The organism is Azospirillum sp. Sh1, from assembly GCF_008365135.1.
Classification (GTDB): Bacteria; Pseudomonadota; Alphaproteobacteria; order Azospirillales; family Azospirillaceae; genus Azospirillum; species Azospirillum oryzae.
In genome coordinates, this window is the sequence record NZ_VTTK01000069.1 from 1 (window position 1) to 13,992 (window position 13,992).

9 protein-coding genes are annotated in these 13,992 nt (G+C 71.0%); all 9 read left to right on the plus strand.

The genetic code is table 11. The annotated features are described in order from the left end of the window. Positions 1-167 precede the first annotated feature (167 nt). The 9 genes from FZ029_RS32145 (at position 168) to FZ029_RS32185 (ending at position 13,730) form a co-directional block, all read left to right on the plus strand. On the plus strand, positions 168-2,444 hold the full coding sequence (locus FZ029_RS32145) for a hypothetical protein (protein ID WP_149274189.1): 2,277 nt from the start codon (positions 168-170) through the stop codon (positions 2,442-2,444). A gap of 7 nt (positions 2,445-2,451) precedes the next feature. Beyond that, complete coding sequence (locus FZ029_RS32150; RefSeq protein WP_149274191.1) at positions 2,452-5,430, plus strand: tetratricopeptide repeat protein; 2,979 nt, start codon at positions 2,452-2,454, stop codon at positions 5,428-5,430. 160 nt (positions 5,431-5,590) lie between these two features. Next, positions 5,591-7,048, plus strand: a complete 1,458-nt coding sequence (locus tag FZ029_RS32155) for a tetratricopeptide repeat protein (protein ID WP_247892605.1) — start codon at positions 5,591-5,593, stop codon at positions 7,046-7,048. A 62-nt stretch (positions 7,049-7,110) separates the two neighbouring features. Continuing rightward, positions 7,111-7,791: a hypothetical protein gene (locus tag FZ029_RS32160; RefSeq protein ID WP_188052147.1), complete on the plus strand. Its 681-nt coding sequence runs from the start codon at positions 7,111-7,113 to the stop codon at positions 7,789-7,791. Positions 7,792-7,801: 10 nt separating this feature from the next. Then, complete coding sequence (locus FZ029_RS32165; protein WP_149274193.1) at positions 7,802-9,202, plus strand: GAF domain-containing protein; 1,401 nt, start codon at positions 7,802-7,804, stop codon at positions 9,200-9,202. Next, a complete protein-coding gene (locus FZ029_RS32170; protein WP_149274194.1) occupies positions 9,199-10,326 on the plus strand; it encodes a hypothetical protein in 1,128 nt (375 codons plus the stop codon). The genes FZ029_RS32165 and FZ029_RS32170 overlap by 4 nt, the downstream gene beginning before the upstream one ends. After that, the gene (gene pelF / locus FZ029_RS32175) at positions 10,323-11,891 is read left to right on the plus strand and encodes a GT4 family glycosyltransferase PelF (protein ID WP_149274196.1); all 1,569 of its coding nucleotides are present in this window, start codon (positions 10,323-10,325) and stop codon (positions 11,889-11,891) included. The genes FZ029_RS32170 and pelF overlap by 4 nt, the downstream gene beginning before the upstream one ends. Position 11,892: 1 nt before the next feature. Beyond that, on the plus strand, positions 11,893-13,272 hold the full coding sequence (pelG, locus tag FZ029_RS32180) for an exopolysaccharide Pel transporter PelG (RefSeq protein WP_149274198.1): 1,380 nt from the start codon (positions 11,893-11,895) through the stop codon (positions 13,270-13,272). Next, the gene (locus tag FZ029_RS32185) at positions 13,269-13,730 is read left to right on the plus strand and encodes a hypothetical protein (RefSeq protein WP_149274200.1); all 462 of its coding nucleotides are present in this window, start codon (positions 13,269-13,271) and stop codon (positions 13,728-13,730) included. Before pelG ends, FZ029_RS32185 begins: the two co-directional genes overlap by 4 nt. The last annotated feature ends 262 nt before the right edge of the window (positions 13,731-13,992 follow it).

The window sequence follows — 13,992 nt, forward strand, 5'->3', positions numbered from 1 at the left end:
GGGGGGGGCTTTGCCGCGGGGGGGGGCCCCCCCCCCCCCCCCGCGGGGGGGGGGGGGGGGGGGGGGGGGGCCCGCACGGCGTGGATTCTCGGAATAGCCACGCTGTGCATCCCCCTCACCCCGACCCTCTCCCCGGGGGGGAGAGGGAGATCTTTCCAGATTGGAGCATGCGTGCATTCCGCGCAGCCGCACTCGCCCTCACCCTGCTCCTGCCCGGCATGGCCCTTCCCGTGCTCGCCGCCGGTTCTCCCGCGACGGCCGCGACGGCTCAGCAGACGGTGCCGCGCACCATTCTGGCGCTGGTCGACCTGCGCGAGGAAAGCACGATCCGTCTCAGCCGCATCCACACGATGGTGGAATTGCCGCTGAACCATCTCGGCCTGTCGGTGGTCTATTGGAACGTCGCCGACGGACTGCCCGACCTGTCGCGCTATCCCGACCTGCGCGGCGTCGTCACCTGGTTCGCGGGGGATCCCTTCACCGATGTCGGCGCCTACATCGCCTGGGCCGGACGCGCGATGGACCGCGGCGTCCGTTTCGCCGTGCTGGGCCAGTCCGGGGTGCGGCTGGAGCGCGGCGGCAAGCCGGTGCCGCTGGCCATTGCCAACCGCTTCTTCGCCCGGTTCGGGCTGCGCGACGACGACGGCTATTCCGACCTGACCTACAAATCCAGGCCGATCCTGACCGACGGCATGATCGGCTTCGAACGGCCGCTGTCGGGGGTGCTGCCCGGCTACCCGCTGTTCCGCAAGACCGACGAGCGCTTCGCCTCCCATCTGGTGATGCGGCGCGGCGACGACCCGGCGAGCGACAGCCATCTGGTGGTCACCGGCCCCTCCGGCGGTCTGGTCACCGACGGCTACGGCCGCTATTTCGACGCCGAGTACAACCGGCGGCAATGGATCGTCGATCCCTTCGCCTTCTTCCGCGACAGCTTCGCCACCGATGACCTGCCGAAGCCCGACGTCACCACCCTGTCGGGCCGGCGCCTCTATTTCAGCCATATCGACGGCGACGGCTGGCGCAACGTGACGGAGGTGGCGCCCTACGCCAACAAGCGTGTCCTGTCCGCCGACATGGTGCGCACCGCCGCCATCGAACCGTTTCCCGAATTGCCGGTCAGCGTCGCCCCCATCGTCGGCGACCTCGACCCGACCTGGAAGGGCACGCCGGAGTCGCTGGAAGCCGCCAAGAAGCTGTTCGCCCTGCCGCAGGTGGAGCCGTCCAGCCACACCTGGACCCACCCCTTCCAATGGTCCTTCTTCAAGGATTACAGCCGGCAGAACGAGGCGCCCTTCCTCAACCGCGACGGCGGCTATCGCCCCGGCAAGCCCGACGACCATGCGGCGGAGGAGGCGGGGGAGGTGTCGGACATCGGCCGCTATGCCGTGCCGCGCGCCTATCTGCAACAGCCCTTCGACCTCGACCAGGAGATCGGCGGCGCGCTCGATTACTTCACCCGGCTGGCTCCGGCCGGCAAGCGGGCGGTTCTGGTGCAATGGTCGGGCGATACCTCGCCGTTCGAGGCGGCGCTGGCCGCGGTGCGCAAGGCGGGCGGGGTCAACATCAACGGCGGCGACGCCCGCTTCGACGCCGATTTCCCCTCCATCACCGGCCTGCCGCCCATCGGCCTGCCGGTGGGGGCGGAGCGTCAGATCTACGCCGCAGGCAGCAACGAGAACACCTATACCGAGCTGTGGACCGGCCGCTTCTACGGTTACCGCAATCTCATCAACACGATGCGCCACGCCGGCAGTCCGACCCGGCTGAAGCCCTTCAACGTCTACTACCACATGTACAGCGGCCAGAAGGCGGCCAGCCTGAACGCGCTGGTCTCCGTGCTGACCGCCGCCCGCGGGCAGGAACTTGCGCCGGTCGCCGCCTCCACCTACGCCCGCATCGCCGAAGGTTTCTACACCACCCGGTTCGAGCCGCTGGCGGGCGGGTCGGACGGCGGGCGGCGCTGGCGCGTGCTGGATCGCGGGGCGCTGAACACGCTGCGCTTCGACAACGCCAGCGCCAGCGCGGTCGATTTCGCCCGCTCCAGCGGCGTGCTGGGCCAGCGCCACAGCCAGGGCAGCCTGTATGTCGCGCTCGACCCCGCGGTGGCGGAACCGGTGGTGGCGCTGACGGCGACCGGACGCGCCGACCGCGACCCGTCCGCGGCATTGCCCTATCTGATCCAGGGACGCTGGGCCTTCTTCGCGCTTGCCGCGCAAGGGCAGGGCTTCCGCGTCGCCGCCACCGGCTATGGCGATGGTTCCATGGTTTGGCACGTGCCTCGGCCCGGCCGCTGGACGGTCACGGCGGAGCGCGACGGGACCCGGTTGTGGTCGGGCAGCGCCGATGCGGACGCCGACGGCCGGCTGGCGCTGACCGTGCCGGTGTCCGCCGTTGCGCCGCTGCTGCTGCGGCTTCGTCCGACCGACGATACGGCGGGGTAGGGCGGCGATGCGCGCGAACATCCTCGTCGTCCTGCTGGTGCTGCTCGTGGGCATCGGCGCCAGTTTGCTGCTGATCCCGCACAGCGGCGAGCTTGCCCTGCAGAAGTTCCGCGACCGCGATTACGAAAGCGCCCGCGCGGTCTACGAGCAGCGCTATGCCGCCGGCGACCGCAGCGGCACCACGGTGATGCCGTTGACCCGGCTGTCGCTGGCCCAGGGCGACGTCGAGCGCGCCATCGCCCTGACCGAGGAGTTCGTCGCCGCCGAGCCGTCGTCCGTCGAGGCGCGGGAGTTGCTGAACCGCCTCTACCAGGATGCGCAGCGGCCCGGCGATTATCTGGAAAACCTGAAGGCGCTGGCGGAACTGCGCCACGGCGCCGACCTGTTCCGCGACCTCGCCTATGCCGCCGGCTTCCGCAACCGGATGGCGCTGAAGGTAGAGGCGCTGACCCGCTACTGCACCCTGCGTCCCGATGATGTCGAGGCTCAGCAGGAACTGGCGGCGCTGCTGGCTGCCCGCGGCGACCATGTCGGGGCGGTGGACTGGCTGCTGCGCGCCGACGACCGCGCCAAGGGCGAGATGCAGCCCGACAGCCGCGAACTGCTGATGAGCCTGCTGATCGACCTCGACCGCGAGGAGGAGGCGTTCGACCGCGCCCGGCGCTGGCTGGGTGAGACTCCCACCGTCGCCGACATGATCGGTCTGGCGAGCCAGCTCGCCGCGGCGTCCCGCCCCGACCTCGCCCTGCGGCTGATCGAACCGCAGGTGACGGGGCGGGAGCATGTGCTGGCGCTGGAACTGACCTACATCGACCTGTTGATCGCCGCCGACCGCCGGGAGGAGGCGCGGACCCGCCTGTCGGCGCTTCCCGGCCCGGTGGAGGATGTCCATTTCGGACGCCTGCTGGCGCTGGAGGTGAATGCCGGCATGCTTCGCCCGGCGCTGGAGGCGACCAAGGGGCGCGACCTGCATCTGGTTCCCGACTGGGTCCTCGCCGGGCTGGCGGAAAGCGCCCTGCGCGACGGCGACCGCAGCTTCCCCGACCGCCTCTACCGCGAACTGGGCGACGAATTCCTGGACGATTACCCGCTGCTGGCCGCCAACATCGCGCTCGGCCGCGGCGATCCCGCCGCCGCCGCGGGGTGGGCGGAGCGCGGCCTTGCCGGTGGCGCCTTGACTCCTGGCGACCAACTGGCCGCCATCCGGATTCTCGACCGCGCCGGCCGCCACGGCGCGGCGACCGCCGCCTTCGACCGGCTGCCGCTGACCGGCGGCATCCCCGACGAGCAGGTGGAGGAGCTTGCCGCCCTGTTCATCGACCTCGACCGCGCGCCGGCCGGGCTTTCCTGGTTCGAGGCGCGGCGGCAGGCCACGCCGTCGCCGGCCGCCGCGCAGGGCTGGGCGCGCTTGGCCGCCAAGGCCGGCGATCCCGCCGCCGTCGCGGCGTGGCTGGCCGGACAGCCCAAGCTGCCGGTCGGCCTGTTGCAGGACATCGCTGGCAGCGCCGCCGAACGCGCCGCGGATTCTCACCCGGCGGCGGCGCTGGCTCTTGCCGCCTCGCAACGCGCCTTCGCGCTCGACCCGTCGCCGCGCAGCCGTCTGGCCTTCGCCAACGCCCTGACCGCCACCGGCAAACCGGCCGAGGCGCTGCCGCTGCTGGCCCCCCTGCTTGCCGGTGGCGGCACGGAGGTGGAGGCGGCCTATATCGCCGCGCTGGCCGGCGCCGGGCGGTCGGAAGAACTGACCCGCCATCTGACCGCCAAGCTGGCGAAGGGCAACCTGTCCGATGCGGAACAGCAGGCCATCGTCACCATGCTGCTCGACCACAAGGCCTATCGCGCCGCCCTCCCGCTGCTGCGCGGCTGGGCCGAGGGGCAGGGCGGGGATTGGCTCGGCGTGTATGCCGATGCGGCGGCCAAGGCCAACGCGCTGCCCGACCTCGCCGCCCTGCTGCAAAGCCGGGCCGCCGCCGCCCCGCTGGCCGAGGCGGAGGATGCGCTTTACCGCGATACCCTGACGAAGTTGGGCCGCAAGGCCGACCTGCGCCGCTATCTCCTGGCGCGCGCCACCGACAGCCGTCTGCCCGCCGACAAACGGCGGGAGCCGGCATCATCCCTGTTGGCGCTTGGCGACAAAACGGGGGCGGAGCAGGCCCTGCAGCGGCTGGCGGCGGGACAGGGGCCCCAGAGCGAGGATTTCCGGCAGCTCGCCTATCTCTGGGGGCCGCGCCCGCCCGCCGCCGGTCTGGACTGGATCGAGTCACGGGCAAAGGCGGCGTCCAGCCCGGCCGAGCAGGCGGCGTGGTACGACCGTCTCGCCGAGTATGGCGGCGGGCGCCGCGTCATCGCCGGGCTTGGCGGCCAGGGCGCCGCCCCGGCGCAACCGGCGCTGAAGGCCCCCTACATCGAGGCGCTGGCGGCGGCCGGCAAGGGCAAGGAGCTGGCCCAGGCCCTGCGCACCGCCGTTCCCGAGGAAGCCGCCCCCGACCGCCTGCGCCGCTACGCCCGCCTCGCCGAGCAGACCGGGCAGCGGGCCGCCGCCGCCCAGGCCTGGACCGCCCTGCTGACGCGCAAGCCCGAGGACGCCGACGCGCTGCGCCAGCTCGGCATGCTGGCCTATGACGAGAACCGCCTCGCCGACGCCGAACGGCTGCTGCGGCGCTACGTCGCCACCGGCCCCGACGATTACGAAGCCTACTATTTCCTGGGCGAGGCGCTGACCGCGCTGAAGCGCCCGACCGCGGCGGTTCCCTATTACCGCACCGCCCTATCCCAGCTGCGCCACCGCGCCGGCCGCGGCGACGCGGCGATCCAGACGGAGGCCAATCTGCTGAACCGGCTCGGCAAGGTCGACGACGCCGTGGCGCTGTTCGAGACCCTGCGCAAGCGCCGTCCGGCCGACCGCCAACTGAGGGCCGACTACGCATCGATGCTGATCGAAAACGGACGACTGCCGGAGGCCCGCCGTGTCCTGGCCCTTCCGTGATATGTTCTGCGCCTCGTCGCCCTTCACCCCCTCTCCCCCCCGGGGAGAGGGGCGGGGTGAGGGGGGTGCATTGCGTGGCTTCCCGAGACTCCTCGCCCTAACCCTCCTCCTCACCACCACCCCCGCCCCCGCCCAAACGGCCTCGGCCCGGCTGGAGGCCGTGCGCGAGGACCGCGCCGCCCGCTTCGCCCTGCATTGGCCCGGCCCGGTCGCCACCGAAACCCAGCGCGACGGCCGCGAACTGGTTCTGCGCTTCAACCGCCCGCTCGGCGAGGTCGCGCTCGACCGTGTGCCGGAGCGGCTGGAGTCCTGGGTCGACAACATTCTCTACGGCTACGACAGCGTCGTTCTGGTGCTCGGCACCGGCGTCGAGGCGACGGTCGCGACCGACCGCACCGGCCTCACCGTCGCCATGACCCGCGCCCCTGCCGCCGCCCCCAGCCGCGAGGCCCAGGCCGCCGACCGTGCCGCCCGCCGGCGTCTGGACTATTTCCGCGCGCTGGCGCTGATGGAGGGCGGCGACGTCCGACCGGCGCGGACCCTGCTGCGCGACCTGCTGGAACAGGACCCCGACGACGCCCAGTCCACCGCCCTGCTGGCCCAGGCGGAGGAAAGGCTCGGCCGCTGGCGCGAGGCGATCCGGGCCTATGACACGGCGCTGGAGCTGACGCCCGACGAACCCTCGCTGATCCAGGGCAAGGCGCTGCTTCTGCATGAGAATGCGGACCGCAGCCGCCTCGACCTCGACTGGCAGAAGGTGCGCAACGCCGACATGCAGCGCATCGCCCGCTTCAGCGGCGTGCAGGACCTCGGCCGCTCCACCGCCTTCACCTGGAGCCTTGAGCGCCGCGATGTCGATGTCGACGCCGCCCGCCGGGAAGACGGCCGGCTGGAGGCGTTCCACGGCGCCCGCTCCCGGCTGGAAGCGGCGCTGGTCCATGACTGGCCGGAGTTCGAGCGCTCCACCCTGGCGCTCTACGCCGCCCCGCAGACGCTGGGCGCCGGCTATACCCATGGCTGGCGCGGCGACGAGACGGAGACCCGCGCCGGCTTCGCCTGGAGCGAGCCGAGCTTCGCCTTCCTTGAGGGCATCGTCGACGGCGGCCGGCGCGATCGCCTGTTCGTCCAGCATGAGGACCGGCTGTCCGACCGCTGGTTCCTGTCACTTGGCGCCGGCTACAACCGCTATGGCCTTGCCGGCGACGCCGATCTGGCTCGCAGCGCCACGGTGGAGGGATCGTTGCGCTACACGCTGAACGCGGCGGGGCCGCTGGCCAGCGTCGCCTATGTGCTGGACGCCGAATATGTCGCCCACCGCGAGGAGCGGCAGGACGCGCTCGGCCAGCCTTACGTCCCGCTGCCGGCGGCGACCCGCGAGGTTCATGCGCTGCAGCTGAATGCCGAGGATTACCTGACCGACTATGTCCGCTACGCGGCGCAGGTCGGCTATGCCTATGACCGGCGGGGCCGCAGCGGACCGCAGGGCGCCATCTCGCTGGGGTGGGAACCGGCGGACAATCTGGAGCTGAACTTCCGGGCCAGCCATGCCCGCTCCACCTCGCGCGGCACGGCCAGCGCGGTGAACAGCGCCGGCGTCACTCTGGTCTGGCGTTATTGACGGTGTGTCAACACTTTATGGTTAAAAAAGGTGGACTGGCGATGCGGCGAAAGGGTGCGGGAATGAAGGGCAAGGGTGTGCGGGCCTGCGGGGCGCTGCTGGCGGTTGGGCTGCTGCTGGCGGGCTGCAGCTTCGGCCGGATCAACAGCCGCGACTTCGCCCAGCCGGGGGCCGTGCTGCCGGCCGGCTCGACCGTCGCCGTCCTGCCCTTCGAGAATCTGACCAACCACCCCAACGCCGGCCAGATCGCCGCCGACATCGTCTCCACCGAGCTGTACGGCGTCGAGGGCATCCGCAGCATGGATGCGTCCCGTGTCCGCAGCCGCCTGTCCGCCGCCAAGTCGGCCGCCGACGCCACTGCGACCGAAACGCCGGCCGACGCCGCCCCGCCGGACGCCCAGGCCGCCGGCCGGACGCTGGGGGTGGACGCGGTGCTGTCCGGCAGCGTGTCGGAATACGGTTACCAGCATGGTCTGCGCGAGGAGCCGGTGGTCGGCCTGAACGCCCGGCTGGTCCGCAGCTCCGACGGCGCCGTGCTGTGGACCTCCAGCCAGTCGGAGGCCGGCCGCGGCTATTTCAGCCGCGACAGCGTCAACAACGTCGCCCAGCGGGTGGTGACGCGGATGATCGACAGCCTGCGGCCGGTGGTCGCCGCACCTGCCGTGCCCACCTCCGCGGACGCCCCGGCCCAGGCCCGCCGCGCCTCCGACACCGACTTCCCCAACGACCTGCACCGCGAGTGAGCGTGCAGGCATGAGCGCAGAGTCCAGCCCCTCTCCGGTATCCCCCCGCCGCTGGTTCGGCCTGCGGCCGGTCGCGCTGCTGGAACTGCTGCTGTTCTTCGCCGTGGCGCTGGGGCTGGATGTCTGGCTGGGCGCCGGGCTGCGCTTCGACGGGGTGCAGCCGCATCCCTTCTGGATCCCGGTTCTGCTGCTGGCGATCCAGTACGGCACCAGCGAGGGCGTGCTGGCGGCGCTGGTGGCGTCGGTGGCGCTGCGGCTCGGCAACATGCCCGATGCCGGGATCGATCAGGACCTCTACGACCATCTCTTCGCCCTGACGCGCGAGCCGATCCTGTGGTTGGTCGCCGCCGTGCTGTTCGGCGAGCTGCGCATGCGCCAGCTGCGCGAGCGCGAGGAACTGCGCGCCGGGCTCGCCGCCGCCCGGCAGGAGGCGGAGGCCATCGCCCGGTCCTACCGCGCCTTGAAATCGGTGAAGGAAAGCCTGGAGACCCGCGTCGCCGGCCAGCTGCGCACCGTCTTCACCCTCTATCAGGCCGCCAAATCCATCGACCACCTGGACGAGGGGGAGGTGATGCTGGGCGTCGCCGAGCTTGTCCGCACCGTCATGAAGCCGGAGAAGTTCTCGCTGTTCCTGCTGAACAACGACGTGCTGGAATCGGTCACGAACGAGGGGTGGGACGACGACAACGACAGCTATGCCCGCTGGTTCGACAGCGGCACCCCGCTGTTCCAGACCGTCATCGCCCGCCAGCGGCAGCTCTGCGTCAACCGGGTCGAGGACGAGCGCATCCTGGCCGGCGAAGGCGTGCTGGCCGGACCGCTGGTCAGCAGCGACACCGGCGAGGTGGTCGGCATGGTGAAGGTCGAAAGCCTGGGCTTCACCGACCTCAGCGTCAACACGGTCGAGAATTTCCGCATCCTGTGCGAATGGATCGGCACCGCGCTGGCCAAGGCGCGCCAGTACCGCACCGCCAACGAACAGCGGGTCTTCACCGACGACGCGCTCTATTCCTCCAGCTACATCGGCCGGCAGGCGGAGTTCCTGGCCCTGCTCGGCCGCCGCATGGGGTTCGAGACGACGGCCATCACCATCCGCCCCACCGGCCTGTCCCGCCTGTCGGTCGCCCAGCGCGCCGACCTTGCCGCCGCCATCGGCACGGCGGTGCGCGGCAGCCTGCGCGACACCGACCTCGCCTGCGACTTCGGCCAGCAGGGCGCCTCCTTCGGCGTGATCCTGGCCGGCACGCCGCTGGAGGGCGCCAAGCTGGTGGAGGCAAAGCTGGAACGGGCGGTGCGCCGGGAATTGCCCGACGGGCTGTCCAACATCCCCATCGGCTTCGTCACCCGCCGGGTCGAGCCGCCTGAGCCCGAGCCGGCCACCGGGAAGGCCGTGACGGAGGGGGCGGGATGACCGGCCCCGCGTCCGATTCCGCTGAAACCATCGGCATGTTGGCGGGCGACCGACCGGCTGCCGGCACGGCCGAACTGGTTGCGGCGACGCTCGGCGCCGGCCTGCTCGACGCCGTGGCATTGGCCTTCGGCCTGTCCGGCGTACCTTTCGCCGGACCGTCGGCCGCGGCGCTGCATCTGCTGCTCTGCGGGCTGGTCGGGCTGTGGCTGCGCAGCAGGGCGCGGCGGGGCCGCGACCTGCGGCTGGCCGGGCTGCTGCTGGTCACCATGGTGCCGCTGGGTCCGCTGGGCGCCGTCTGCACGCTGGTGACCGCCGCGCTGCTGGCGCTGTTCAGCCGCTATGCCACCGGCTTCCAGGACTGGTATCTCTCCCTCTTCCCCGAAAGCGAGACCGGCCCGGCGCAGGAGCTGTACGAGCTGATCGTGTCGGGGCGCGAGAACGCCCATCTGGTGGCGGGCGAATCCTTCACGGACATGATGTGGATGGGCACGCCGCAGCAGAAGCAGGCGGTGATCGCCCTGGTCGCCCGCCATTTCCGCCCCGCCTTCACGCCCGCGCTGAAGGCCGGCCTCGCCGATGCCGACCCGTCCGTCCGCGTCCAGGCCGCCACCGCGACCGCGCGGGTGGAGCATGAGTTCAACGAGCGCTGGCAGTCGCTCGACCATGCCGCCCGCGCCCATCCGGACGACGCCGGCGCCCTGGCCGCCCTTTGCCGCCATCTCGACGATTATGCCTTCTGCGGCCTGCTGGACTCCAACCGCGAAGCGGAGATTCGCGAAAAGGCGCTGGACGGCTACCGCCGCAGCCTGGAGCTGGCGCCCGACGACGACGGCATCCGCCTCGATCTCGGCCGGCTGCTGCTGCGCTGCGGACTGGCGGCGGAGGCGGCGGCGAGGCTGGAGCCGCTGATCGACCGCACGTCCGACAGCCGCATCCTGTTCTGGTATGCCGAAAGCCTGTTCCGGCTCGGCCGCTTCGGCGATCTGCGGGCGCTGCCCGTCCGCCGACCCGACCTGCTGGGCGACGGTGCGGCGCTGCCCGATGCGCTGCGCGACGTCTTCGCCCTGTGGCGCGACGACGAAACGGCCGCCGCGGAAACGACCGCGAAGGAATTGGCCGCATGAGCCGCCCTCCGTCCCAGCCGCTCCCGCCCGAAGCGCCCCGCGCCCCCAAGGCCGACGTCTGCCTGCTGATGGAGGGGTCCTATCCCTATGTCGCCGGCGGCGTGTCGACCTGGACGCACGACCTGATCCGCTCCCACTCCGACCTGACCTTCCATATCGTGGCACTGGTCGCCGACCGCGGCGCCCGCAAGCTCGCCTACGATCTGCCGGCCAACGTCACCGGCCTGACCCACGTCTATCTGCAGGACCCACCCCCCGGATGGCGTTGGCAGCCCGGCACCGGGCGGCTGGTGGCGGCCCTGGAAAAGCCGCTCGCCCGCCTGCAGCAGGGCGGAGGGCTGGCCGAGGTCGCCGAGGTTCTGCGGCTGCTGGCGCCGCGGCGCGGCCGGATCGGCAAGCGGGCGCTGCTGAATTCCGAGGACGCCTTCCAGATGGTGGTGCGCATGTGCAGGGCCGCCCTGCCGGACGCCTCCTTCCTCGAATATTTCTGGGGCAGCCGGGCGCTGATGAGCGGGCTGTTCGCCACGCTGCTGGTGCCGATGCCGCAGGCGTCGGTCTATCACGCCATCTCCACCGGCTATGCCGGGCTGTTCGCGGCGCGGGCGCGGCTGGAAACCGGCCGCCCGGCCCTGCTGACCGAACACGGCATCTACACCAACGAACGGCGCATCGAGATCCTGATGGCCGAATGGCTGTTCGAGGGGGCCGACACCTCCCTGGCGCTCGACCGGAAGAAGCGCGACCTGCGCGATCTGTGGTTGGACACCTTCGCCAGCTACTCCAAGGCCTGTTACGACGCCTGCGACCGCATCATCACCTTGTACGGCGGAAACCAGGAGTTCCAGCGCCGCCAGGGCGCCGACCCGGCCAAGCTGATGATCGTGCCCAACGGCATCGACTATGCCGGCTATTCCCAGGTCCGGCGCGATCCCGCGCCGCGCCCGCCGACCATCGCCCTGATCGGCCGCGTCGTGCCGATCAAGGACGTGAAGACCTACATCCGCGCCGCCGGCATCCTGCGCGAGGACATCCCCGACCTGAAGGCGATGATCCTCGGCCCGCTGGAGGAGGACCCCGGCTATGTCGAGGAATGCCGGACCATCGTGAAGCATCTGGGGCTGGAGCAGACGGTGATCTTCGCCGGCCGCGTCAAGCTGACCGACTGGCTGGGCAGGATCGACGCCATCGCCCTGACCAGCGTCAGCGAGGCGCAGCCGCTGGTGATCCTGGAGGCCGGGGCGTCCGGCGTGCCGACGGTGGCGACCGATGTCGGCTCCTGTTCGGAACTGCTGATGGGCCGTCCGGACGAGGTGCCGCCGCTGGGGCCGGGCGGGGCGGTGACGCCGCTGGCCAGCCCGCTCGACACCGCGCGGGAGCTGCGCGCCCTTCTGCTCGACCGCCCCTGGCGCGAGCGCTGTGCGCAGGCCATCGCCCGCCGCGTCGCCCAGTCCTACGACAAGGTCGCCATCGACCGCGTCTATCGCGCCATCTATGACGAGCACATCGCCATGCCGACCCGGCCGACGCTCGAACGCGCCGATTTCGACCTGAAGGGAGCCGCCTGACATGGCCGGCATCGGCTTCGCGCTCCGCCGGCTGGCCCGGCGCGACGACCTGCTCGGCGTGTTGCAGGGCTATGCCCATTCCGCCTTCATCACGTCGGGTCCCTGGATGTTCACCATCCTGGCGCTGGCCGGCATCACGCTGTTCGGCCGCGATCTGGTGGGGCCGGACCAGCTGACTTTGTTCCGCGTGGTGGTGATCTACAATTTCTGCTTCTCGGTGGTGTTCACCGGGCCGCTGGTGCTGGTTGCCACCCGCTATCTCGCCGACGCCATCTATGCCAAGGAGGTGGAGGCGGCGCCCGGCATGCTGCTGGCGACGCTGGGGCTGGCCTATGCCATCGCCGGCCTGACCGCCGGGCCGTTCTACCCGCTGCTCAGCGGCCTGCCGATGCCGGTCATGCTGGGCGGGTTGGCGAATTTCTTCCTGGTCTGCGGCATCTGGGTGGTGTCGATCTTCCTGTCGGCGCTGAAGGACTATCTGGCGGTCACCGTCGCCTTCGGCGTCGGCATGACCACCGGCATGGCCGGGGCGGTGCTGCTGGGCGACCGGTTCGGCGCGGCGGGGATGATCTGGGGATTCTCCGCCGGGCTGGCGGTGATCCAGTTCGGGCTGATCGCGCGGGTGCTGGCCGAATATCCCTATCCGGTCGGCCGGCTGTTCGACTTCCTCTCCTATTTCCGCAAATACGCCGATCTGGCGCTGATCGGCTTTTTCGCCAACGCCGCCGTCTGGACCGACAAGTGGATCATGTGGTTCGTGCCGGAGCGCGAACTGGTCTCCGGCGCCATGGCGATCTACAGCGCCTATGACGGCGCCATGTTCATCGCCTATCTGACGACCCTGCCGGCGCTGACCCTGTTCACGGTGAACATCGAGACCCGCTTCTTCGAGCATTACCAGGCCTTCTACCGCGACATCCAGAAGCACGCGACCTTCGACCAGATCGCGCGCAACCATCGCGCCATCATCGCCGCCCTGCTCGACAGCAGCCGCAATCTCGTCATCCTGCAAGGGGCGGTCTGCGCCGTCTGCATCTTCCTGGCCCCGGCCATCGTTGGCGCCATCGGCCTGCAGTATCAGCAGATCGGCATGTTCCGCTTCGGCGTGCTGGGCGCCTTCTTCCAGGTGATGTTCCTGTTCTGCACGGTGATCCTGGCCTATTTCGACCTGCGGGCGCGGAATCTGACGGTGCAGCTGGTCTATATGGCGGCCAATGCCGGCTTCACCCTGCTGTTCAGCCGGATGGGCTTCCCGTGGTATGGCTACGGCTATTTCCTCAGCTCGCTGCTCGCCTTCGCGGTGGCTTATCTGATGGTGGCGGACGCGGTGCGGCGGCTGCCTTATTTCGCCTTCGTCGCCAACAACCCGTCGGTGCGATGATCCGCCGCCTCATCCCTCCGCTTCTCGCCCTCCTCCTGCTTCCGGCCGCTGTCGGCGCGCAGGAGGTGCTGCGCACCGACCGCACCGAACCCGGCCATCTGCGCCCGCCCTTCCGCGCCTACGAACCGCCGCCGCCGGGCCACGAGCCGCGCCTGCGCCGCACCGAAAGCCGCGCCGTCTACAGCCTGCCCGATGGCTTGAAGGGCCTCGCCACGCTGGACCGCACCCTGTCGCACCTGTGCCAGCGCGGCGCCTTCCTGCAGCGGATCGACGGCCTTTATTGGGCGGCAACGCCGGACTACCGCTATGGCGTCGCCTTCTCCGGCGGTGCCAACCTGATCGACCCGCAGAACCGCCGCCAGCCCGGCAAGGCCTATTTCTTCCGCAACCAGGACAGCCGCTGCAGCGTCTGGATCGGCGATCAGGCGAAGCTGATGCCGCATTACATCGGGGGGTAGCTTCCCTTTCCCTCTGCGCACATCCCCTCTCCCCCCCGGGGAGAGGGTTAGGGTGAGGGGGAGGCGCGGCGAGGATTCCCAAGACTCGCGCACTCTCCGCTTCCCACCAAATCCATCCCATGCACCCCCCCCCCCCCCCCCCCCCCCCCCCGGGGGGGGGGGGGAGGCCCCCAACCCTCCCCCCCTTTTTTGCCCCCCCCTCCCCCCCCCCCCCCCCCCACGTACGATTTGTCCCCCCGGCCCCCCCCCCCAGGGGTCCCCC

Coding starts and splice junctions, on each gene's coding strand:
- FZ029_RS32150 (WP_149274191.1), top strand. CDS start 2,452: ATGCGCGCGAACATCCTCGTCGTCCTGCTGGTGCTGCTCGTGGGCATC.
- pelG (WP_149274198.1), top strand. CDS start 11,893: ATGGCCGGCATCGGCTTCGCGCTCCGCCGGCTGGCCCGGCGCGACGAC.
- FZ029_RS32170 (WP_149274194.1), top strand. CDS start 9,199: ATGACCGGCCCCGCGTCCGATTCCGCTGAAACCATCGGCATGTTGGCG.
- FZ029_RS32145 (WP_149274189.1), top strand. CDS start 168: ATGCGTGCATTCCGCGCAGCCGCACTCGCCCTCACCCTGCTCCTGCCC.
- pelF (WP_149274196.1), top strand. CDS start 10,323: ATGAGCCGCCCTCCGTCCCAGCCGCTCCCGCCCGAAGCGCCCCGCGCC.
- FZ029_RS32165 (WP_149274193.1), top strand. CDS start 7,802: ATGAGCGCAGAGTCCAGCCCCTCTCCGGTATCCCCCCGCCGCTGGTTC.
- FZ029_RS32160 (WP_188052147.1), top strand. CDS start 7,111: ATGAAGGGCAAGGGTGTGCGGGCCTGCGGGGCGCTGCTGGCGGTTGGG.
- FZ029_RS32185 (WP_149274200.1), top strand. CDS start 13,269: ATGATCCGCCGCCTCATCCCTCCGCTTCTCGCCCTCCTCCTGCTTCCG.